We start from the raw sequence: 21,602 nt of genomic DNA, 5'->3' as shown, positions 1-21,602 counted from the left end.
GTCAGTCCTCCGCCCGGGCGTTCTCGCCGCGCAGGATGCGCTGCAGGAAATCGAGCTTGAGCAGCAGGCGTTTCATGCCTTCGACGTCCAGACGCTGCGTGTTGTGGGAGTGGTATTCCTCGGCATGCAGGGCCTGCGTGAGCTTGGCCTCGCCCTGGTCGACGTACTTCGCGTAGTTGAGGTCGCGCCCGTCGGGCGGCACGCGGTAGTAGTCGCCGCGGTCTTCGGCGTGGGCCATTTCTTCCTTGCTCAGCAGGGCCTCGTAGAGCTTTTCGCCGTGGCGGCTGCCGATGACGCGGATCGGGTGCCCGGGCTTGCCGAGCAGTTCACCCAGGGCCTTGGCCAGCGTTTCCACGGTGGCGGCCGGCGCCTTCTGCACGAAGATGTCGCCGTTCTGCCCGTGCTCGAAGGCGTACAGCACCAGGTCCACGGCATCGTCGAGCGTCATCATGAAGCGCGTCATGGCCGGGTCGGTGATGGTGATCGGCTGGCCCGCGAGCATCTGGTCGACGAACAGCGGGATCACCGAGCCGCGCGAGGCCATGACGTTGCCGTAGCGGGTGCCGCAGATCACCGTGGGTGTGCCCTCGAGGTTGCGGCTCGTGGCCACCATCACCTTCTCCATCATGGCCTTGCTGATGCCCATGGCGTTGATGGGGTACACCGCCTTGTCGGTGCTCAGGCAGACCACGCGCCGGACCCCGGCGTCGATGGCGGCCGACAGCACGTTCTCCGTACCCAGCACGTTGGTGAGCACCGCCTGCATGGGGTGAAATTCGCAGGAGGGCACCTGCTTGAGCGCCGCCGCGTGGAACACGTAGTCGACGCCCCGCATGGCCTGCTGCAGGCTGCCCCGGTCGCGCACATCACCGATGTAGAAGCGCAGCTTGGGGTTGTCGTAGCGCTTGCGCAGGTCGTCCTGCTTTTTTTCGTCTCGGCTGAAGATGCGGATTTCCGCGATGTCGGTGTGCAGCGCGCGCCGGAGCACCGCATTGCCGAACGAGCCGGTTCCGCCCGTGATCAGAAGGCATTTCGAAGAGAAGGACATGCTGAATTTTCCTACACGAGAGGGGTGGGGGCCGCGCCTTCGCTGGCCTGCGCGAACGCGGCGCGCTGCGCGTCCGCCCGGGAGCGAAGGGTCTGGTAGTGGCGTCGGTGCTTCTCGAGCTCGGGCTTGAGCTGGGCGTAGTCGCGCCAGACACCCAGCCCGTTCAGGGCCAGACGCGCGGCATAAACCAGGTAATTGAGGTTCAGCAGCCGCCGCGCCCAGGGCGAGCGCAGCCGGTAGCAGAACATGCGGTTGCGCATGAGCACGCGCTCCACGCCCCGTGCCACGTGGTCCCTGAGGTAGGCGAAGATCGCCAGCTTGTCCTTGTCGAACGAAGCGCTGCGCACCAGGTAAGTAGAGCCCGCCGTGCGCCGGTAGTAGATGTGCACGAGCGGCGACTGCGCGAACGACAGCGGGGCAAATCGCTCGGCCATCTTCACGTGCATGGGGTAGTCCTCGGTCACGGCGAACCCGCGCACGAAGTCCCGGATGGCGTCGTCGCGCAGCACCCGGGTGGAGAACATGATGCTGGGCGTGTGGTTGAAGCTGATGCCCAGCAATCGCTTCATGTAATCACCGCGACCGTAGATGCGGTTGCTCGCCACCATGTTCAGGTTGAAGAACGTGGGCCAGCTGAGGTGGCCGTCGATCAGGTGCAGCGGATAGCCCGATGACATGTCGTGGTCCCGCAGGCGCCGCCACTCGGCGAGCAGGTTCTCGCAGGAGTACACGTCGTCGCCGGCCGTGAGCTTGCATAGGTCGCCACGCACGTGCGACCAGACCTTCGTGTAGTTGTGGCAGGTGCCCTGGTTGGTCGCCTGCGTGTGGATCTGCACGTCGGCGAACAGGTCGCCGTGCTGGTTCAGCCAATGCCGCACCAGCGGGATGGTCTGGTCCTTGGACGCGTCGTCGGCGACGATCAGCTGGAAGGTGCAGCCCTGGCCGTGCTCGCGGATCTGGAAGGCAATGCTCTCGAGGTGCTCGAGCACATAGGCCTCGTGGTTGTAGGTGATCACGACAAAGGTGAAGTCCATCAGGCTTGTCCTTTGCGCGCGCGCAGTTTGGTGAGCAGCAACAGCCAGACGATGACCGGCGCCAGCAGGCCCGAGGCCCGAAAGCCCTGTGCGAGCATGCGCAACTTTTCGCTCAGCGTTCGCGGGGCGCCCCGCTCGCCTGTGATGCCCCGCACGCGCATATCGATGCCCAGGCCATAGCGCTCGATCAGCGGACCGGCCACCTGGGGCACCCATTTGCCCCGGTAGATCGCACCACCCATGGTGTAGTTGTAGCGGTAAACGGTTTCTTGACCGGGCCGCGCGCAGAAGTAACGACCGCGGTGCAGGAAGGTTCGGCTCGTGCCGAACAGCTCCCAGATCCAGGGGTTGTCGTCTTCCCGGGTGAGCTCGATCAGGTGCTGGCGGCGCCACAGGGCCGGGGCCGAATTGAGCCGGTAGTTGGTCAGGCGCGGGATCGCCTCGAAACCCGGGTAGGTGCTCTGCGGACGCGCGGCACCGGGCACATGGGAGAGGTAGAAGACCGAGATGGACGGATCGGCATCCATCCATCCGAGGCAGCGATCGATGGCCTCGCCGTCCACCGGTTCTTCGAGCACGAAGTCGTCGAACAACATCAGCACGTACTCGGACGACTGGTCTTTCAGCGTCGACAGCAATCGAGCGCCCCACGGCGACGACCGCTCATGGGGCGCCATCACGTGGCTGCTCACGCGAAGCCCCGGTGCGGCGGCGTCGAGCGATTCGGTATTGACCACCAGCGGGAAGGGGCAGTGCGGCCAGCGGTCCTTGAAGGCCGCGAAAAAGAGCGGCCAGACATCGGCGTAGGCGTCGCAGCTGTTGACCACGACCACGCACCGTTCGGACTGGCTCGTTGAGGGTTCGGTCGTCATGGCGCTTTGTCGGCAAGGACAGGTTCGTCGGCAAAGTCCTGGAAGCGCCCGACGCGATGAATCGCCCCGTCGCGGAGCTCGATGATCTGATCGCAAGAGCGCAGGGACGCCATCTTGTGGGCCACCATGACGATCGTGATGTCGTCGCCCAAGGTCTCGATGCTCTGCATGACCGCCGATTCGGTGCTTTCGTCGAGCGCGCTGGTGGCTTCGTCGAGCACGATCACGGTGGCCGATTTGTAGAGCGCGCGGGCGATGCCGATGCGCTGGCGCTGACCGCCCGACAACCAGGCCCCCCGCTCGCCCACCACGGTGTCCAGGCCCTGCGGAAGCTGCTCCAGGAAGTCCCCGAGCTGGGCCTGCTCGGCGCACCGGCGCACGCGTTCGACGTCGATCAGCTTTCGATCGACCCCCAGGGCGATGTTCTCGCCGATCGACGCGTCGGCGATGAAGATGGTTTGCGGCACGTGGGCCACCAGCTTGTGCCACCCCCCGGGTTGGCGGAAGTCGATCTCCACGCCGTCGACGCGCACGGCGCCCCCGGTGGGCGCCAGCAGGCCCATCACGATGTCGAGCAAGGTCGATTTGCCGCTGCCGGTCTTGCCCACGATGCCCAGGCGGGTACCCTTGCGGATCTGGAAGCTGATGCCGTTCAGGATGGAGCGGGTGCCCTCGCCGTAAGAGAAGCGCACCGCGTCGATGTCGATCGCGTGCTGGAAGGACATCGGACGGGCCGTGTTGTCGTCGGCCGGCAGGTCCAGGTCCATGAATTCGAGCGTCGATGCCACGGCATGCTGGGCACCCTGGATGCAGGCCCAGGCCGCGTAGGCCTGTTGCAGCGTGGGCAGCAGCCGCTGAAGGCCCAGTGCGAGCACGCCCAGCCCGGGGAGCGATTCGGACAGCACGCCCCTGGACGCGAGGACATAAGCGAGCGCGCCGAAGAACACCAGGCCGCCGGCCTCGATCACGTACCGCGGCACCTGGCTGATGATCTGGATATCGGCTCTGGCGCGCCTGAGCGGGCTGTCGGAGTGGACGAAATCGCGCTCGTAGAGCTTGTGGCTGCCGTCGAGGATGATGTCTCTGACCGACCCCAGCCCTTCCTGGACCTTCTTGACGATGTTGTTGGTCTCGGCATCGACCGTGGCGCCCGAGCGGCGCAGCCGCTCGCGGGTCATCAGGTGCACGCCCAGGTACAGCAGACCGAAGGACGCCGACGAGGCGATCGTGACGACCGGGCTGGCGACGAAGAGCAAGGCCACGATGGCCACCGCCAGCACCCCGGAACTCGCGATGGTGAGGATCGGAAAGAGGAACTGGCGGACCACGATCTCCGACTTGATGGACACCGCGGAAATGACGTCGCTGCTGTTGGATTTCAGCTGTTCGATGAAGGGGCGCCGGATCGCGCGCACGTAGATGCCCAAAGCGAAGTCCGAACCGATGGCATAGCTGAGCCTGGCCAGGATCACCGTCAGGGCAAAGCGGGCCGCGCCTGCCACGACCGCCAGGCAGCAGAACAGGAGGCAGGTGAAGGCCAGGATCTGGGCGTCGGAGCGGGCGTTGACGAGGTCGAGCAGGCCGCCGATCAGCGGAAGTCCGACCAGCTGCTTCGGGTTGATCAGCGCGCTGAGCAAGGGCAGCAGGGCACTGATGCTGGCGATCTCGAGCACCGAGGTGGCCGTGGACAGCAGCAGCGCAATGGCGATCTGGCTTCGCCGCCTTGGGGCGAGGTGGGCCCAGAGGCGGTGGACGAGCGTGGAGGCGGGTTGAGACATGCGCGGTGGGGGACGGCGTCGGGATCAGCTCGCGCGCAGGCGCGCCCGCGGCCGGATGGCCAGGCTGGCCACCCAGGCAAGGAACAATACGATGAAGGTCGCCAGCGATTCAAACAGGTTGAACACTTGGTTGTTGGCCGGAATGAAGATGATCAGCGTGGCCAGCAGCGGAATGCTGCACACGGCGGCTGCATTGTGCGTTGCCAGGGCCGAGATCCAGATGGCGCACGCGTAGAAGCCCAATGCCAGCATCACCAGCCCCACACCGGCAAATCCGACGTCGTTGGCCCATTGGCTGTAAGCGGAGTGCCATTGCCCGGTGGCGCTCCATTGGCCGTGAATCTTGTGCTGAAAGGTTCTGGGCGCCAGATCGATGCCCAGGTACTTCTTCAGGGTGTCCAGGATGAACTTGGAATGCCCGAGGCCATACGTGGTCTCGTGCGGGATGTCCAGGGACAGCGACATGCCGTAATAGCCCTGGGTCAGGTAGATCGACCCGATGGAGGCGAGGTGGCAGCCTTTGGCCGTCCATTCGTCTGCGTTCTCGCAGTACGACTGGAATCCCGGCTTGAGACGCACGACCCCGGCGGTCGACGACAGGCTCTCGGCGTACCCCAGCCCCGGCGCCCGGGCGTTCATGGTGTGCTGGAAGTACGCACCCGCGAACACAAAAACACCGGCGGTCAGCGCGATCAGCGCCCGGCGTGAGCCGATGAACGCCAGCCGGCCGCCTGACGGCGCCATGAACACGTTCGCGGCCAGAATGGCCGCGAACATGAACGCCACGTCGAACACCGGCTTGTTCGTGCCCACGCAGACGCCGGAGGCGATCGGAAACAGGGCAACCAGGCACCCCAGCAGCTTCTTCAGCCGCGACAGCGCGGGCCAGCCGGCCACCAGCATGTGCACCAGCACCAGCTTGGAGAAGGCCAGCACGCCGAACAGCAGCGTGAGCGCCGGGTTGCCCGCGAAGTTGCCTTTGGCCTCGTCGCTCAGCTTGTACAGGTAGGCGCCCAATGGGTCGACCAGGCCGTCCACGAAGTCGGAGAACAAGGTGGTCGGCAGGTAGCTGGGGCCCAGGGTCAGGTTGCGGTGGCCGATCAGGACCACCAGGGCCGCGCAAAGCCAGATGGGCCAGAAAAAGCGCGCCGTGAAAGCGCGAGACGATGCGGAGGGGGTGTCAGCGGCCCACCGCTTCCTCAGGACCAACGCGACCGCATAGCCGGCGAGAAACATCGACAGGTAGAGCGCATTGAACGCCCAGAGCTCGCCCCCGTTGCGCACCGGCCAGTCGACAGGCCCGAATTTGAAGAGCAGCAAAGAGCCGCCCAGGTACAGCAGGGTGACGATGCAAGGCCCCCACAGCAGAGGCAGCGAATGGCTCGGGGTCGAGGTCGTGATGGCTTGAGGAACGCTCTGCTGGACAGTCATCTTGGGAGGGTAGCTCGGATCGAGCGGATCAGGGCCTTTCGATGCCCGCGCTTCGGCGGCAAGACCGCGAGGGGTCGCCAGCCGACGACGCAATATGTTGTGAATTGAAAGGGGCGTGCTGCAGATGTGTCGGCCCCGGCAGCCGTGCGCCAGCTGCCCGCCAGGCCGATCGTCTGCAAGGCGTGCTTATTCGGGCACGAACAGCAGGTTGGCGTGCAGGTAGGAGCTGGTCGGTGCATGGTCGCGAAGGCGGCCGTCTTTCCATTCCTTGGCGCGGTAGCCGTGCTGGATCAACAGGCGCACGGCCGATGCGCTGTCCTTGTAGTTGCCGGCCTTGACGTCGCCGACCTCGAGGGTCACGAGGGGACGCATGTCGTTCAGGGTGCGCTTCATGCCGAGCAGGATGTCGTGCTCGGCGTTCTCCGCGTCGATCTTGATGAAGGTCGGCTTCACCCGATGTGCATCGACGTACTCGTCGATGCTGATGGCGGCCACGGTGTACTCGGTGGGCTGCAGCGTCCGGGCCACGGCGTCGTCGAGTTTGGCCTCGTAGAGCGAGTTGAAGGCCGACATGGTCATGCCGTAGTCCTTGAACTTCAGCTCCGTGGTTTCCGACCAGGCCGCGGCATTGGTCAGCTTGACGTTGCCCTTGCCGCTCACGTTGGAGCGCACCACTTCATGCGTGTGTCGGGTGGGCTCGAAGCTGTGCACCTGGCCCTGCGGACCCACCAGGTGCGAGGCCAGCAGGCTGTAGTAGCCGAAGTGCGTGCCGATGTCGAACACCACGTCGCCCGGATGGACGGAATCGATGACGATGCGGGTCAGGTCGGGCTCGAAGAAGCCGTATCGATACAGGAAACACGACACGATTTCGGGGAAGACCACATTCATGCGCTCGCCCCAGAAGAGGCGCGCCTGAAGCTGTCGCGTCGAGCCGGTCATGCGGCAGTACTTCTCCAGCGCCTTGGACATCGGCAGCATCAGCGGTGCGCGCAAGGTCCGCTGCAGGCGGTTGCCGGTGTTTCGCTGGACATGCTGTTCGAGTTGCTCGATCAACAGCTGCTTGACCTGTTGGCGGTTGTCGTGCGAAGCGGTGCGGGCGTTGGGATCCGGCATGGGTGATGTCCCTGGGTGTCGATGGGGCGTTGCGCCGTTCGTGGGCGTGCGGCGGGGCGAAGGTCTGAACCGGGCGGGCTATGCCTGGGGCATGGCTGTCAGGACGCCGGTGACCGCCTCGATGACGTGATCGACCTGGGCGGCGCTCAGGTGCGGGCCGATGGGCAGGCTGAGCACCGTGGCGGCGTACTGCTCGGCCAACGGGAAGCTGCCCGCGCCGAGCCCCAAGGGCGCGTACGCCGCTTGCAGGTGAGGGGGGCGCGGGTAGTGGATGAGTGTCGTGACCCCGGCGTCCGAGAGCTGCTGTTGCAAGCGGTCGCGATCGGGATGGCGAATGACGTACAGGTGCCACGCGTGACCCTGGCGCTCTGACGGGAGGGCGGGCGTGGGCAGCAGCGCGCCGAAAGCCTGCTCATACCGTTCGGCGATGGCGTGGCGGCGTGCGTTCCATTCGTCGAGGCGCGGCAGCTTGGCGCGCAGGATGGCCGCCTGCAGCGGGTCGAGGCGGCTGTTGTAGCCGATGCTGTCGTTGACGTACTTGGTGCGCGAGCCGTAGTTGCCCAGCATGCGGATACGGCGCGCCAGCGCCTCGTCCTGCGTCGACACGGCGCCGCCGTCGCCGAACGCCCCCAGGTTTTTTCCGGGGTAGAAGCTCCAGGCCACGGCATGCCCGTGCGACCCGATGCGGCGACCGCGGTAGACGGCGCCATGCGCCTGTGCCGCGTCTTCGAGCACAAAAAGGCCGTGGCGCTCGGCAATGTCGATCAGGGGGTCGAGATCGGCCGGCTCGCCATACAGGTGCACGGGAATGATGCCCTTGGTCTTCGGGGTGATGCGGGCCGCCACCCGCTGCGGGTCGATGTTGAACCCGTCAGCGGCCGGCTCCACCGGCACCGGCGTCGCGCCGCACTGGCTGACCGCCAGCCAGGTGGCGATGAACGTGTGGCTCGGCACGATGACCTCGTCGCCGGGTCCCACGTCGAGCGCCAGCAAGGCCAGCTTGAGCGCGTCGAGCCCGTTGGCGACCCCCACCACATGGCGTGCGCCGCAGAAGCCCGCGAACGCGTTCTCGAAGGCCTCCACCTCGGCGCCCCCGATGTAGCTGCCGCTGTGAAGCACCCGCTGCACGGCCTCGTCGATCTCGGGCTGCAGCTCGAGGTAGGTGGACTTCAAATCAAGAAAGGGCACGTTCACGGTTGACTCCCGATCGCCTGCAGAAACTCGCCGTAGTCGCGGTAATAGTCCGCCTCGTCGTAGGTGTTCGAGGCGAGCACGACGCAGACCGAGCCCGACGAAAAGTTGTTGAGTTCGCGCCAGATGAGCGGGCACACGTACAGGCCGTAATACGAGCGGTTGAGGTGGAACTGCTTCTTGTTGCGGCCGTCGTCCAGCAGCACATCGAAGCTTCCGGACATCGCGATGATGAGCTGGTGCAGGGCCTTGTGCGCGTGGCCGCCCCGCTCCGCGCCGCCCGGCACGTCATAGAGGTAGTACATGCGCTGGAAATCGAAGGGCACGTGGCGCCTGCCCTCGATGAAGGTGAGGTTGCCGCGGGGGTCCGAGATCTTGGGCAGTTCGACGATGCGGCACTGGTCCACGCCGAACTGCGGCTGCGTTCCGCTCATGAGGGCTCTCTGTTCATCACGCGGGCCGGGTTGCCGACCACGCAGGTGTTGGCGGGTACGTCCCGCGTGACCACGGCGCCGGCGGCCACCACGGCGTTCTCGCCGATCCGGATGCCGGGCAACAGCACCGCGCCGGCGCCGATGGAGGCGCCTCTTTCGATCACGGTCGTGAGTTGCACGAAACCGGTGTTGCGGCTGCGGGGGTGCTTGTCGTTCGTGAAGGTGGCGTTGGGGCCGATGAACACGTCATCGCCCACCCTCAGGCCATCCCACAACTGCACGCCGCTCTTGATGGTGACGCGATCACCGATCACCACATCGTTCTCGATGAAGCAGTGCGAGCACACGTTGCAGTCCTGGCCGATCCGCGCGCCGGCCAGGACGACCACGAACTGCCAGATGCGCGTGCCGGGGCCGATGGCCTCGCTCGCCACGTCGGCGCTGGGATGGATCCGGGCGCTCAAGCGAACACCTCCGCGCGATCGAAAGCGGTGCCCGACGCGTCCTTCGCGGACAGGCTGGGGGCGTCGGTCAATGGCCACTCGATGCTCAGCCGCGCGTCGTTCCAGACGATGCAGCGCTCATGCGCCGGCGCGTAGTACGCCGTGGTCTTGTAGAGGAAGTCGGCACTGTCGCTCGTGACCATGAAGCCGTGGGCGAAGCCGGGCGGGATCCAGACCTGGCGCTGGTTCTCCTCACTGAGCTCCACCCCTACCCACCGCCCGAACGTGGCCGACCCGCGCCGGATGTCCACCGCCACGTCGAACACGCTGCCGCGCACCACGCGCACCAGCTTGCCCTGCTCGTGGGGCGGCAGCTGGTAGTGCAGGCCGCGCAGCACGCCCCGGGCGCTGCGGCTGTGGTTGTCCTGAACGAAGTTCAGGTCGAGCCCGGTGGCGTCGCGAAAGGCCTGCTGGTTGAAGCTTTCGAAGAAGAACCCGCGCGCATCGCCGAACACCCGGGGCTCGACGATCAGCACGTCGGGGATGGCGGTCGGGGTGACCTTGAGGTGGCCGCTCACGTGCCCGGCCCCCGGATCACGCGGTCGCTCAGCAGGCGCAGCAGGTACTGCCCATACCCGTTCTTCTTCAACGGCTCCGCCAGCCGTTGCAGCTGCTCCGCACCGATCCACCCGTTGCGCCAGGCGATCTCTTCGGGGCAGGCGATCTTGAGCCCCTGCCGGTGTTCGAGCGTGGCGATGAACTGGCCCGCGTCGAGCAGGCTGTCGTGTGTGCCCGTGTCGAGCCAGGCATAGCCGCGCTGCAGGATCTGCACGTTGAGCTGGCCGCGCTCCAGGTAGGCCTGGTTCACCGCGGTGATCTCGAGCTCGCCGCGCGCGCTCGGCTTCACGGCCTTCGCGATGTCGACCACCTGCGCGTCGTAGAAGTACAGGCCGGTGACGGCGTAGCTGCTCTGGGGCTGCGCGGGTTTTTCTTCGATGCTGGTGGCCTTGCCCTGGGCGTCGAAGGCCACCACGCCGTAGCGCTCGGGGTCGGTCACGTGGTAGGCGAACACGGTGGCGCCCTGGGGCTGCTGGTCGGCCTGGCGCAGCAGGCTCGCGAAATCGTGCCCGTAGTAGATGTTGTCGCCCAGCACCAGCGCGCTCGGGCCCTGGCCCACGAAGTCGGCGCCGATGATGAAGGCCTGGGCCAGACCGTCGGGGCTGGGCTGCACCGCGTACTGCAGGTGCATGCCCCAGGCGCTGCCGTCGCCCAGCAGCTGCTGGAAGCGCGGCGTGTCCTGCGGCGTGCTGATCACCAGCACCTCGCGGATGCCCGCGAGCATCAGCGTGCTCAGCGGGTAATAGATCATGGGCTTGTCGTACACCGGCAGCAGCTGCTTGCTGATGGCCAGCGTGGCCGGGTGCAGGCGTGTGCCCGAGCCGCCGGCGAGGATGATGCCCTTGCGTTGCATGGTCGTCATGGTGCGGTGAGGATTTCCGCGAGCATACGACGCACCCCGTGCTCCCAGGGCGGCAGCCGCAGCCCGAACGCGGCCTGCAGCCGGCCGGTGTCGAGCCGGGAATTGAGCGGGCGCTGCGCTGGCGTGGGGTAGTCGCGCGTGGGGATGGGCTCGATGCGTTCGACCTGCCAGGGCAGCTCGGGCCGCAGCGCACGCGCGGTGTCGATCGCGAAGCGCGCCAGCCCGTGCCAGCTGGTCTCGCCCGCCGCGGCCACGTGGTAGGTGCCCGCGAGCGCCGCCTCGGCGCGCAGGCGGCGCAGCGCGTGGGCGGTCACGTCGGCGAGCAGCTCGGCGCCCGTGGGCGCGCCCACCTGGTCGTCGATCACGCGCAGCTCGGGCCGCTGCTGCGCCAGCCGCAGCATGGTCTTGGGAAAGTTCTGGCCGCGCGCCGCATAGACCCAGCTGGTGCGCAGGATCAGGTGTCGCGCGCCGCTCTCGCGCACCGCCTGCTCGCCCGCGAGCTTGGTGCGGCCGTACACGCTCAGTGGCGCGGTGGGCGCGTCTTCGGCGCGCGGCTGGTGGCCGCTGCCGTCGAACACGTAGTCGGTCGAGTAGTGCACGAACAGCGCGCCGCGCGCGGCCGCCGCGCGCGCGAGCACGCCGGGCGCGGTGGCGTTGAGCGTGTGCGCGAGCGCGGGCTCGCTCTCGGCCTTGTCCACCGCGGTGTGCGCGGCGGCGTTCACGACCACGTCGGGGGCCACGCGGTCCACCAGGGCCGCGAGCGATTCGGGCCGGCTGAAATCGGCCGGCTCGGGCGTGTCGTGGTCGAGCGCCACCAGCTCACCCAGCGGCGCGAGGCTGCGCTGCAGCTCCCAGCCCACCTGGCCGTTGGCGCCGAGCAGCAGCAGCCTCAAACCGCCCCCTGGTATTGCGTGTCCACCCACGCACGGTAGGCGCCGCTCTGCACCTCGGCCACCCAGTCGGCGTGGTCCAGGTACCACCGCACGGTCTTGCGGATGCCGGTCTCGAAGGTCTCGGCGGGGCGCCAGCCCAGCTCGCGTTCGATCTTGCGCGCGTCGATCGCGTAGCGGCGGTCGTGACCGGGGCGGTCCTTCACATGCGTGATCTGCGTGGCGTACGACAGGCCGTCGGCGCGCGGGCGCAGCTCGTCGAGCAGCGCGCAGATGGTGTGCACGATCTCGATGTTGGGCTTCTCGTTCCAGCCGCCCACGTTGTAGGTTTCGCCCACGCGGCCGGCCTCGAGCACGCGGCGGATCGCGCTGCAGTGGTCGCCCACGTAGAGCCAGTCGCGCACCTGCAGGCCGTCGCCGTACACCGGCAGCGGCTTGCCCGCGAGCGCGTTGACGATCATCAGCGGGATCAGCTTCTCGGGGAAATGGAACGGCCCGTAGTTGTTGCTGCAGTTGGTGGTGAGCACCGGCAGGCCGTGCGTGTGGTGCCAGGCGCGCACCAGGTGGTCGCTGGCGGCCTTGCTCGCGCTGTAGGGGCTGTTGGGCTCGTAGGCGTGCTGTTCGGTGAAGGCGGGGGCGTCGGGCGCCAGGCTGCCGTAGACCTCGTCGGTGCTCACGTGCAGGAAGCGAAAGGCCGCGCGCTCGGCCTCGGGCAGGTCGAGCCAGTGGCCGCGCACCGCTTCGAGCAGGCGGAAGGTGCCCACGATGTTGGTCTGCACGAAGTCTTCGGCGCCGTGGATGGAGCGGTCCACGTGGCTTTCGGCCGCGAAGTTGAGCACCGCGCGCGGCCGGTGCTCGGCCAGCAGGCGCGCCACCAGGCCGCTGTCGCCGATGTCGCCCTGCACGAACACGTGGCGCGCATCGCCTTCGAGCGCGGCGAGGTTGCGCCGGTTGCCCGCGTAGGTGAGCTTGTCGAGGTTGAGCACCGGCTCGTCGCTTTGCGCGAGCCAGTCCAGCACGAAATTGCTGCCGATGAAGCCGGCGCCGCCGGTGACCAGAATCATGGAGGTGTCCTCTCTGTGCGGTGTCGTGTGCCCGTCACCGCCCACCTGCCGGTATGTTCAATGGCCTTGGGCGACGTGCTCGCCCGCGGCGAGCCGGTAGACCGTGCCGCAGTACGGGCACTTGGCCTCGCCGGTCTTGGCCACGTCCAGGTAGACCTTGGGGTGGCTGTTCCAGAGCTTCATCTCGGCCAGCGGGCTGGGGCAGAAGACCCCGCCGTGCTGGTTGAGGTCGCTGGCCTTGAGTTCGACGACTGCCTTGCTCATGTTCAGACCTTGGTGAGCCAGTGCGCGTACTTCGGGTTGCGGCCGTTCACGATGTCGAAGAACGCGGACTGGATCTTCTCGGTGATGGGGCCGCGGCTGCCGGCGCCGATCTCGATGCGGTCGAGTTCGCGGATCGGGGTGACCTCGGCCGCGGTGCCGGTGAAGAAGGCCTCGTCGGCGATGTAGACCTCGTCGCGCGTGATGCGCTTCTGCACGATCTCCAGGCCCAGGTCCTTGGCGATGTGGAACACGGTGTTGCGCGTGATGCCGTTGAGCGCGCCGGCCGAGAGGTCGGGCGTGTAGATCACGCCGTTCTTGATGACGAACAGGTTCTCGCCCGCGCCTTCGCTCACGAAGCCGGCGGTGTCGAGCAGCAGGGCCTCGTCGTAGCCCTCGTCCGTGGCTTCCATGTTGGCCAGGATGCTGTTGGTGTAGTTGCTCACCGCCTTGGCCTGCGTCATGGTGATGTTGACGTGGTGGCGGGTGTAGCTGCTGGTTTTCACGCGGATGCCGCGCTTCAAGCCCTCGTCGCCCAGGTAGGCGCCCCAGGCCCAGGCCGCGACCATCAGGTGGATGGTGTTGCCCTTGGGGCTCACGCCGAGCTTCTTGTCGCCGATCCAGGTGAGCGGGCGGATGTAGCAGCTCTCGAGCTTGTTCTCGCGCACCACCTGCTTCTGTGCCTCGTTCACCTGCTCGGGGGTGAAGGGAATCTTCATGCGCAGGATCTTGGCGCTGTTGAACAGGCGCTCGGTGTGCTCCTGCAGGCGGAAGATGGCCGTGCCGTTGACCGTGTTGTAGGCCCGCACGCCCTCGAAGGCGCCGCAGCCGTAGTGCAGCGTGTGGGTCAGCACGTGGATCTTGGCGTCGCGCCAGTCCACCAGCTGGCCGTCCATCCAGATCTTGCCGTCACGGTCGGACATCGAGGGCGGGGTCGGGCTCATGGGAATCCTTGGGGTGTGGGGGTGTTCGGGACAACCGGCGATTTTACGGCCGCGTGCGGGCTCATTCGTTGCCCGATGTGTCGGCCTCGGGGCGCTTGAAACCCCAGTCGGTGAGCTTGCCGTGGGTGAAGCGGGCCAGCACGCTGGCGCCGCCCGGGTCGGTCCAGCGGTAGACCTCGGGCTGCTCGTCGGCCGGCGAGGTGAGTTCGCCCAGCGCGCGCGTGAGGCCGATCACCGCGACCAGGGGCATGCCGGCGTGCAGCTTGGCGTTGAGCATCACGGCGCTGTCCACGTGGCCGATGGGGCGCTGGGCAGCGCGCCGCATCACGGTCATGAGGCGGGTGAAATGCAGCAGCAGCCACATCATCAGGCCGCCGGCCACGGCGGCCACGCCGGCCCAGCCGAATTCGGTGTAGCCCCAGTACAGCAGGGCGGCGGCCACCAGGGCCAGGGCGATCTTGATCAGGAATCTCATGGGGGGCGATTGTCGCGGAGCGTGGAAGCGTCGATCCGGCGCCGGGCCGCCCCAAGCCGGATCAGCCCCCTCGGGGGGCAGCGACCCGCGCAGCGGCGGAGCGTGGGGGCTCATTTCACTCCAGGTCGCGCAGCGCGGCCAGGGCCTCCTCGATGCGCTCCACCGCCACGATCTTCAGCCCCTCGAAGGCGCGCGCGCCGCCTTTGGGCGCGTTGGCCTTGGGCACGATGGCCACCGAGAACCCGAGCTTGGCCGCTTCCTTGAGCCGCTCCTGGCCGCGCGGCGCGGGCCGCACCTCGCCCGCCAGGCCGACCTCGCCGAAGGCGATGAAGCCCTTGGGCAGGGCCCGGCCGCGCAGGCTGCTGGTGATGGCCAGCATGACCGCCAGGTCGGCCGCGGGCTCGCTGATGCGCACGCCGCCCACCGCGTTGACGAACACGTCCTGGTCCATGCAGGCCACGCCCGCGTGGCGGTGCAGCACGGCCAGCAGCATGGCCAGGCGGTCGCGCTCCAGGCCCACGCTCAGGCGGCGCGGGCTCGGGCCGCCGCTGTCCACCAGGGCCTGCAGCTCCACCAGCAGCGGGCGCGTGCCTTCGAGCGTCACCATCACGCAGCTGCCCGGCACCGGCTGGGCGTGCTGCGACAGGAAGATGGCGCTGGGGTTGCTCACGCCCTTCAGGCCCTTGTCGGTCATGGCGAACACGCCGATCTCGTTGACCGCGCCGAAGCGGTTCTTGATGGCGCGCACCAGCCGGAAGCTGCTGTGCGTGTCGCCCTCGAAGTACAGCACCGTGTCCACCATGTGCTCGAGCACGCGCGGGCCCGCGAGCGCGCCTTCCTTGGTCACGTGGCCCACGAGCACGATGGCCGTGCCCGAGGCCTTGGCCGCGCGCGTGAGGTGGGCCGCGCATTCGCGCACCTGGGCCACCGAGCCCGGCGCGCTCGTGAGCTGCTCGGAGTACACGGTCTGGATCGAATCGATCACCGCGATCGCGGGCTTGACCGCGTCCAGCGTGGCCAGGATCTTCTCGAGCTGGATCTCGGCCAGCACCTGCACCTGCGAGCCCTCGATGCCGAGCCGGCGCGCGCGCAGCGCCACCTGGGCACCACTTTCTTCGCCGGTGACGTAGAGCGTGCCCTGACCGGCGCGCTGCAGGCTGTCCAGCGCCTGCAGCAGCAGGGTCGATTTGCCGATGCCGGGGTCGCCGCCGATCAGCACCACGCCGCCCTCGACGATGCCGCCGCCCAGCACGCGGTCGAGCTCTTCGTGGCCGGTGGGCGTGCGCTGCACGTCGCGCGCCTCGATGCTGGCCAGCGGCATCACCTCGGCGGTCTTGGCCAGCGCCGCAAAGCGGTTCTTCGGCGCCGCGCCGCCGCTCTCGGCCACCGACTCGGTGAGCGTGTTCCAGGCGCCGCAGGCCGGGCACTTGCCCAGCCAGCGCGGGCTGGTGCCGCCGCATTCGTTGCACACGTAGATCGTCTTGTCTTTGGCCATGGCGGGTCGCTGAGTCGGGTGGGCAATATAGTCGAGCGCCCCGTGACCGCCCGCACCCCCGCCCCCCTGCCCACCGCGCTGCCGCCCGGCGAGCCGCCGCCGTCGCCGGCCGCCCGCGCGCACCGCCTGCAGCGCCAGCGGCTGGACACCCTGCGCGCGCAACTGGCCGAGCTCGACGCGCTCGAACAGACCGCGCGCCAGGACCACACGGCCTGGGTGGCGCCGCTGCAGGCCCGCCAGGTGCAGCTGCAGAAGGCGCTGGTGCAGGCACTCGACGCCGCCCTCGACGCCGACGCGTTGCACCGCCCCCTCAGCCCCGCCCAGCGCGCCACCGCGCGCGAGCGCCTGTGTGCCCTGGCCCAGGCCCTGGTCGAGGACGGCCACGCCGACATGGCCGCCCTGCACGACCGCCACAGCCCCCAGACCCTGGCGCAGAAACGGCAGGCCCGCGCCGAGGCCCTGCGCGCGCAGTTCGAGGCCGCGCTCGGCGCGCCCATCGAGGGCCTGGACGGGGCCTCACCCGAGGCCGTGCTGCGCGCGGGCTGGCAGCGGCTGCAGGCGGCCGACGAGGCGCGGCGCCAGGCCCGGCAGGACAAGCGCGAGAAACGCGATCAGCGCCAGCAGCGCAAGAAGACCGCCGCGGCCGCGGGCGCGCCCGGCCTGCCGCCGCCCGATCCCGCGGCCGACGCCGACCGCCTGCTGCGCCAGGTGTTCCGCCAGCTCGCGAGTGCCCTGCACCCCGACCGCGAGAGCGACCCGGCGCGCCGCGCCCACAAGACCGCGCTCATGGCCGAGGCCAACACCGCTTACGCGCGGCGCGACCTGATGGCGCTGATGGACCTGCAGCAGCGCGCCGCGCTGGCCGACAGCGGGCCGGCCGCGGCCCCGTCCGACGAGCGCCTGGCCGCGCTCACGTTGCTGCTCAAGCAGCAGGTGGCCGCCCTGGAGCGCGAACGCGCCGCGCGCCAGGCCGCGCTCGGCCAACTGTTCGAACTGCCCGCGGGCGTGAGCGCCAACGCCAACACCCTGCGCCAGGCGCGGCTCGACGCGGTGCAGCGGCTCGACGGGGCGATCGCCGCGCTCGAACACGCGCTCGGGCAGACCGCCGACGCCGCGCGCCTGAAGCGCTGGCTCAACGGCCCGGGCTGAAGCCCTCGGCCAGGGCCGCGGTGATCGCCGCCGCGGACGCGCTGCGGCAGCCGCTGGCGTTCTGCCCCGACCACAGCGGCGTGAAGTCGCCGCGGCCTTGCGCCTCCCAGTGCGCGCGCAGCGGCGCGATGGCCGCGGTGGCCAGCGGGAAGGCCGGCGCGGCCGGGTTCATGGCGCCGAGCTCACGCATCACGCGGTTGACGATGCCGCGCGCGGGCCGGCCGGTGAACAGCGTGGTGAGCTGCGTATGCCGGGCGGCTTCGCTTTGCAGCGCCGCGCGGTGCAGCGCGCTGGTGGTGGCCTCGTCGCTGCACAGGTAGGCCGTGCCCACCTGCACGCCGTCGGCGCCCAGGGCCATGGCCGCGCGCACGCCCGCCGCGTCGGCAATGCCGCCGGCCGCGATCACCGGCACGCGCACGGCGGCCTTCACCTGCGGCAGCAGCACGAAGGTGCCGCTCTGGCGCGTGAGGTCGTCGCTCAGGAAGTGGCCGCGGTGGCCGCCGGCCTCCAGGCCCTGGGCGATCACCGCGTCGGCGCCGTTCGCTTCGAGCCAGCGCGCCTCGTCCACCGTGGTGGCCGAGGCCAGCACCACCGCGCCCCAGGCCTTCACGCGCGCCAGCAGTTCGGGCGCGGGCAGGCCGAAGTGGAAGCTCACCACGCGTGGGCGGAAGGCCTCGAGCACCTCGGCCGCGGCGGCGCCGAAGGGCAGGCGGCCGGGGCCCGCGGCGATGGCCGCCGGATCGAGCCCGATCTCGGCGTGGTAGGGCGCGAGCGCGGCGCGCCACGCGGCCTCGCGCGCCGCGTCGGGCACGGGCGGCGCGTGGCAGAAGAAGTTCACGTTGTAGGGCAGGTCGCTGGCCGCGAGCCGTTGCAGTTCCTGCCGCATCGCCTCGGGCGTGAGCATGGCGCAGGGCAGCGAGCCCAGCGCGCCCGCGCGGCCCGCGGCGAGCGCGAGCGCCGCGCTCTGCACGCCGGCCATGGGCGCCTGAATCAAGGGGAGGGCGGTGCCCAGCAGGTCGGTGAGTCGGTTCATGCGCGGATTGTGGAGTGCATGGGGCGCTCCGGGTAAACACCCATGCGGCCCAGGGTCGGGGGCGTTGCCGTTTTATTTAACTTATTAAATAATGCGACCCATGTCGGCCCCGCCCACCCACGCGTTCACGCACCGCAACCTGCCGCGCCTGCTGCTGCAGGCGCGCGAGGCCGTGATGCAGCACACCCGCCCGAGCCTGCGCGAGCACGGCCTGAGCGACCAGCAGTGGCGCGTGCTGCGCGTGCTGGGCGAGCACGCGCGCGACCCCGCGGGCATCGAGACCGGCCGCATCGCGCGCGAAGCCTTCCTGCTCGGCCCCAGCCTCACCGGCGTGCTCGCGCGCATGGAGCGCGACGGCCTGATTTCACGCGAGCGCTGCAGCCAGGACGCGCGGCGCACCGTGGTGCGCGCCACGCCCGCGGGCCTCAAGCTCGTGCGCAAGCTCTCGGCCACCATCGAGGCGCACTACCAATGGCTCGAGCAGCGCCTGACCAAGGCGCGGCTGGCCGAGCTCTACGACCTGCTCGACGAGGTCATCGCCCTGGAGGGCGGTGTCGACGAGCCCCTGAACGAGGAAAACGAATGAGTTGGACCCCCGGCGGCACCGTGTACGGCACGCTGCTCAACTTCCAGCGGGAATGGGCGCTGTGGCGGCCGCGCATGGACGACAAGCCCTACGTGGCGCCGCCGAAAGCGCCCGTGCTCTATGTGAAAACCGCCAACACCTTCACGCCGCACGGCGGGCGCATCGCCTTGCCCGCGGGCGAGGCGGTGGAAGTCGCGGCCAGCCTGGGCCTGGTGATGGGCGCGCACGGCGCGCCCACGCACGCGGTGCTGGTGAACGACGTGAGCGTGGCGCACGACAGCTACTACCGCCCCGCGATCCGTTTCCGCAACCGCGACGGCTTCCTCGGCCTGGGCGCCGAGCCCACGCCGATCGAGGCCCTGGGCGGCGTCGAAGGCCTCGCCGGCCTCGAGATCGAGTTGCGCATCCACGGCGTGCACAAGCAGACCACCGCGCTCAAGGACCTGGTGCGCGGCGTGCCGCAGCTGCTGCTCGACGTGGCGGAATTCATGTCGCTGCAGCCCGGCGACCTGCTGCTGGTGGGCAGCGAGGCGCTGGCCGACGGCACGCGTCCGCGCGTGGTGGCGGGCGACGCGGTGGAGATCAGCGCGCCCGGCCTCAAGCCCGCGGTGCAGGTGTTTGAAGAAGAAGAGGTGCTGTCTTGAAGCGCGCACGCATCGCCTGGGCCGGCGCGGTCCACGACGCCATCGAGCGCGATGGCCAGCTCGAACTGCTCACGCCCGCCTTCAAGGGCCGGCGCCTTTCGTTCGACGAGGCGGTGTGGCTGCCGCCGCTGGCGCCGGTGGCGCGCGCGCGCACGGTGCTCGCGCTGGGCCTGAACTACGCCGACCACGCCAAGGAACTGGCCTTCAAGCCGCCCACCGAACCGCTGGCCTTCGCCAAGGGCGAGGCATCGCTGATCGGTCACCGCGCCTTCACCGTGCGGCCCGCGGGCGTGCAGTTCATGCACTACGAGTGCGAGCTCGCGGTGGTGATCGGCCGCACCGCCAAGCGCGTGCGCCGCAGCGACGCGCCCGACTTCATCGCGGGCTACACCGTGGCCAACGACTACGCGATCCGCGACTACCTCGAGAACTGGTACCGCCCCAACCTGCGCGTGAAGAACCGCGATACCTGCACGCCCCTGGGCCCCTGGCTGGTCGACGCGGCCGATGTGCCCGACCCGATGAACCTCGCGCTGAGCACCACCGTGAACGGCCGCGTGACGCAAAGCGGGAACACGCGCGACATGGTGTTCGACGTGGCCACGCTGATCGAGTACTTCACGTCCTTCATGACCCTGCACCCGGGCGACCTGATCCTCACCGGCACGCCCGACGGCGTGGTCGACTGCCAGCCCGGCGACGTCGTGGTCACCGCGATCGAGGGCATCGGCGAACTGCACAACACCATCACCACACCCGCATGACCATCCAGCACCTCATCAACGGCAAAGCCGTGGACAGCGCCGCGCGCTTCGAAACCCTCAACCCCGCAACGCAAGCCGTGCTCGCCGAGGTCGCCGCCGGCGGCGAGGCCGAGGTGAACGCCGCGGTGCAGGCCGCCAAGGACGCCTTCCCCGCCTGGGCCGGCCGGCCCGCCACCGAGCGCGCGGCCATCGTGCGCCGGCTCGGCGAGCTGATTGCCAAACACGTGCCCGAGATCGCGCGCACCGAAACCGACGACACCGGCCAGACCATCTCGCAAACCGGCAAACAGCTGGTGCCGCGCGCGGCCGACAACTTCAGCTACTTCGCCGAGATGTGCGTGCGCGTGGACGGCCACACCTACCCCACGCCCACCCACCTCAACTACACGCTGTTCCACCCGGTGGGCGTGTGCGCGCTCATCAGCCCCTGGAACGTGCCCTTCATGACCGCCACCTGGAAGGTCGCGCCCTGCCTGGCCTTCGGCAACACCGCGGTGCTCAAGATGAGCGAGCTCAGCCCGCTCACGGCCGCGCGCCTGGGCGAGCTCGCGCTCGAGGCCGGGGTGCCCGCGGGCGTGCTCAACATCGTGCACGGCTACGGCAAGGACGCGGGCGAGCCGCTGTGCGCCCACCCCGACGTGCGCGCCATCAGCTTCACCGGCTCCACCGCCACCGGCAACCGCATCGTCAAGGCCGCGGGCCTCAAGAAGTTCAGCATGGAGCTGGGCGGCAAGAGCCCCTTCGTCATCTTCGACGACGCCGACCTCGACCGCGCGCTCGACGCCGCGGTGTTCATGATCTTCAGCAACAACGGCGAGCGCTGCACCGCGGGCAGCCGCATCCTGGTGCAGCAGAGCATCTACGCCGATTTCGCGCAGAAGTTCGCCGAGCGCGCGAAGAAGATCGTGGTGGGCGACCCGCAGGACGAAAAAACCATCATCGGCCCCATGATCAGCCCGGCCCACCTGGCCAAGGTGCGCAGCTACATCGAGCTCGGCCCGAAAGAAGGCGCCACGCTGCTGTGTGGCGGCCTGGACCGGCCGAGCTATGCGCCCGAGCTGCCCGCGCACGTGCGCCAGGGCAACTACGTGTGGCCCACGGTGTTCGCCGACGTGGACAACCGCATGAAGATCGCGCAGGACGAGATCTTCGGCCCCGTGGCCTGCCTGATCCCGTTCAAGGACGAGGCCCACGCGATCGCGCTCGCCAACGACATCGCCTACGGTCTGTCGAGCTATGTGTGGACCGAGAACATCGGCCGCGCGCACCGCGTGGCCGCGGCGATCGAGGCGGGCATGTGCTTCGTGAACTCGCAGAACGTGCGCGACCTGCGCCAGCCCTTCGGCGGCACCAAGGCCTCGGGCACGGGCCGCGAAGGCGGCACCTGGAGCTACGAGGTCTTCCTCGAGCCCAAGAACGTGGCGGTGTCGCTGGGCTCGCACCACATTCCGCATTGGGGCGTCTGAACCC

23 protein-coding genes are annotated in these 21,602 nt (G+C 69.0%); 5 read left to right on the top strand and 18 right to left on the bottom strand.

Annotated elements, in window-relative coordinates:
- Nucleotide 1: 1 nt before the first annotated feature.
- From WDZ95_RS21495 to radA, 17 genes are all read right to left on the bottom strand, one after another.
- Entirely contained in the window at nucleotides 2–1,048 is a 1,047-nt protein-coding gene (locus tag WDZ95_RS21495) for a polysaccharide biosynthesis protein (RefSeq protein ID WP_287469826.1), read from the bottom strand.
- Between the two features lie 11 nt (nucleotides 1,049–1,059).
- Nucleotides 1,060–2,082 (bottom strand): glycosyltransferase family 2 protein, encoded by a 1,023-nt coding sequence (locus WDZ95_RS21490; protein WP_425781530.1) that lies wholly within the window; start codon nucleotides 2,080–2,082, stop codon nucleotides 1,060–1,062.
- Complete coding sequence (locus tag WDZ95_RS21485; RefSeq protein ID WP_425781528.1) at nucleotides 2,082–2,954, bottom strand: hypothetical protein; 873 nt, start codon at nucleotides 2,952–2,954, stop codon at nucleotides 2,082–2,084. The genes WDZ95_RS21490 and WDZ95_RS21485 overlap by 1 nt, the downstream gene beginning before the upstream one ends.
- Nucleotides 2,951–4,627, bottom strand: a complete 1,677-nt coding sequence (locus WDZ95_RS21480; protein ID WP_425781526.1) for an ABC transporter ATP-binding protein — start codon at nucleotides 4,625–4,627, stop codon at nucleotides 2,951–2,953. The genes WDZ95_RS21485 and WDZ95_RS21480 overlap by 4 nt, the downstream gene beginning before the upstream one ends.
- 129 nt (nucleotides 4,628–4,756) lie before the next feature.
- Nucleotides 4,757–6,256 (bottom strand): hypothetical protein, encoded by a 1,500-nt coding sequence (locus WDZ95_RS21475; protein WP_425781524.1) that lies wholly within the window; start codon nucleotides 6,254–6,256, stop codon nucleotides 4,757–4,759.
- A 93-nt stretch (nucleotides 6,257–6,349) separates the two neighbouring features.
- Complete coding sequence (locus tag WDZ95_RS21470) at nucleotides 6,350–7,279, bottom strand: FkbM family methyltransferase (RefSeq protein ID WP_425781522.1); 930 nt, start codon at nucleotides 7,277–7,279, stop codon at nucleotides 6,350–6,352.
- Between the two features lie 78 nt (nucleotides 7,280–7,357).
- Nucleotides 7,358–8,473, bottom strand: a complete 1,116-nt coding sequence (locus tag WDZ95_RS21465) for a DegT/DnrJ/EryC1/StrS family aminotransferase (RefSeq protein ID WP_287469821.1) — start codon at nucleotides 8,471–8,473, stop codon at nucleotides 7,358–7,360.
- On the bottom strand, nucleotides 8,470–8,904 hold the full coding sequence (locus WDZ95_RS21460; protein WP_425781520.1) for a sugar 3,4-ketoisomerase: 435 nt from the start codon (nucleotides 8,902–8,904) through the stop codon (nucleotides 8,470–8,472). The genes WDZ95_RS21465 and WDZ95_RS21460 overlap by 4 nt, the downstream gene beginning before the upstream one ends.
- Complete coding sequence (locus WDZ95_RS21455; RefSeq protein WP_425781518.1) at nucleotides 8,901–9,368, bottom strand: DapH/DapD/GlmU-related protein; 468 nt, start codon at nucleotides 9,366–9,368, stop codon at nucleotides 8,901–8,903. The genes WDZ95_RS21460 and WDZ95_RS21455 overlap by 4 nt, the downstream gene beginning before the upstream one ends.
- Nucleotides 9,365–9,925, bottom strand: coding sequence for a dTDP-4-dehydrorhamnose 3,5-epimerase (gene rfbC / locus WDZ95_RS21450; protein WP_425781516.1), 561 nt, complete (start codon nucleotides 9,923–9,925; stop codon nucleotides 9,365–9,367). Before rfbC ends, WDZ95_RS21455 begins: the two co-directional genes overlap by 4 nt.
- Nucleotides 9,922–10,827, bottom strand: a complete 906-nt coding sequence (gene rfbA, locus WDZ95_RS21445) for a glucose-1-phosphate thymidylyltransferase RfbA (RefSeq protein ID WP_287469817.1) — start codon at nucleotides 10,825–10,827, stop codon at nucleotides 9,922–9,924. Before rfbA ends, rfbC begins: the two co-directional genes overlap by 4 nt.
- Nucleotides 10,824–11,720 (bottom strand): dTDP-4-dehydrorhamnose reductase, encoded by an 897-nt coding sequence (rfbD, locus tag WDZ95_RS21440; protein ID WP_425781514.1) that lies wholly within the window; start codon nucleotides 11,718–11,720, stop codon nucleotides 10,824–10,826. Before rfbD ends, rfbA begins: the two co-directional genes overlap by 4 nt.
- Nucleotides 11,717–12,781 (bottom strand): dTDP-glucose 4,6-dehydratase, encoded by a 1,065-nt coding sequence (gene rfbB / locus WDZ95_RS21435; RefSeq protein WP_425781512.1) that lies wholly within the window; start codon nucleotides 12,779–12,781, stop codon nucleotides 11,717–11,719. Before rfbB ends, rfbD begins: the two co-directional genes overlap by 4 nt.
- A gap of 57 nt (nucleotides 12,782–12,838) precedes the next feature.
- Nucleotides 12,839–13,045, bottom strand: coding sequence for a zinc-finger domain-containing protein (locus WDZ95_RS21430; protein WP_166229548.1), 207 nt, complete (start codon nucleotides 13,043–13,045; stop codon nucleotides 12,839–12,841).
- Between the two features lie 2 nt (nucleotides 13,046–13,047).
- Nucleotides 13,048–13,986, bottom strand: coding sequence for a branched-chain amino acid transaminase (locus WDZ95_RS21425; protein ID WP_166229550.1), 939 nt, complete (start codon nucleotides 13,984–13,986; stop codon nucleotides 13,048–13,050).
- A gap of 61 nt (nucleotides 13,987–14,047) precedes the next feature.
- On the bottom strand, nucleotides 14,048–14,461 hold the full coding sequence (locus WDZ95_RS21420; RefSeq protein ID WP_166229552.1) for a glycerate kinase: 414 nt from the start codon (nucleotides 14,459–14,461) through the stop codon (nucleotides 14,048–14,050).
- Between the two features lie 115 nt (nucleotides 14,462–14,576).
- The gene (radA, locus tag WDZ95_RS21415) at nucleotides 14,577–15,956 is read right to left on the bottom strand and encodes a DNA repair protein RadA (protein ID WP_425781509.1); all 1,380 of its coding nucleotides are present in this window, start codon (nucleotides 15,954–15,956) and stop codon (nucleotides 14,577–14,579) included.
- Between the two features lie 42 nt (nucleotides 15,957–15,998).
- Between radA and WDZ95_RS21410 the strand changes: the two genes are divergently transcribed.
- Nucleotides 15,999–17,105, top strand: a complete 1,107-nt coding sequence (locus tag WDZ95_RS21410) for a hypothetical protein (protein WP_425781507.1) — start codon at nucleotides 15,999–16,001, stop codon at nucleotides 17,103–17,105.
- On the opposite strand, the gene WDZ95_RS21405 is transcribed toward WDZ95_RS21410, so the two are convergent.
- Nucleotides 17,089–18,138, bottom strand: a complete 1,050-nt coding sequence (locus WDZ95_RS21405) for an NAD(P)H-dependent flavin oxidoreductase (RefSeq protein WP_425781505.1) — start codon at nucleotides 18,136–18,138, stop codon at nucleotides 17,089–17,091. The genes WDZ95_RS21410 and WDZ95_RS21405 overlap by 17 nt on opposite strands.
- A 100-nt stretch (nucleotides 18,139–18,238) precedes the next feature.
- On the opposite strand from WDZ95_RS21405, the gene hpaR reads away from it, so the two are divergent.
- From hpaR to hpaE, 4 genes are read left to right on the top strand one after another with little or no spacing between them, the layout of a single operon-like run.
- Nucleotides 18,239–18,724, top strand: a complete 486-nt coding sequence (gene hpaR, locus WDZ95_RS21400; protein ID WP_425781503.1) for a homoprotocatechuate degradation operon regulator HpaR — start codon at nucleotides 18,239–18,241, stop codon at nucleotides 18,722–18,724.
- Nucleotides 18,721–19,368: a fumarylacetoacetate hydrolase family protein gene (locus tag WDZ95_RS21395; protein WP_425781501.1), complete on the top strand. Its 648-nt coding sequence runs from the start codon at nucleotides 18,721–18,723 to the stop codon at nucleotides 19,366–19,368. Before hpaR ends, WDZ95_RS21395 begins: the two co-directional genes overlap by 4 nt.
- The gene (locus WDZ95_RS21390) at nucleotides 19,365–20,132 is read left to right on the top strand and encodes a fumarylacetoacetate hydrolase family protein (RefSeq protein WP_425781499.1); all 768 of its coding nucleotides are present in this window, start codon (nucleotides 19,365–19,367) and stop codon (nucleotides 20,130–20,132) included. The genes WDZ95_RS21395 and WDZ95_RS21390 overlap by 4 nt, the downstream gene beginning before the upstream one ends.
- Entirely contained in the window at nucleotides 20,129–21,598 is a 1,470-nt protein-coding gene (hpaE, locus tag WDZ95_RS21385; protein ID WP_425781497.1) for a 5-carboxymethyl-2-hydroxymuconate semialdehyde dehydrogenase, read from the top strand. The genes WDZ95_RS21390 and hpaE overlap by 4 nt, the downstream gene beginning before the upstream one ends.
- Nucleotides 21,599–21,602 lie beyond the last annotated feature (4 nt).

This window comes from Hydrogenophaga sp. T2 (genome assembly GCF_049843535.1).
In the GTDB taxonomy this organism is placed as follows: Bacteria; Pseudomonadota; Gammaproteobacteria; order Burkholderiales; family Burkholderiaceae_C; genus Hydrogenophaga; species Hydrogenophaga crocea.
The sequence above is the reverse complement of the archived record's forward strand: the minus strand, read 5'-3'. Positions and strand labels throughout refer to the sequence as shown.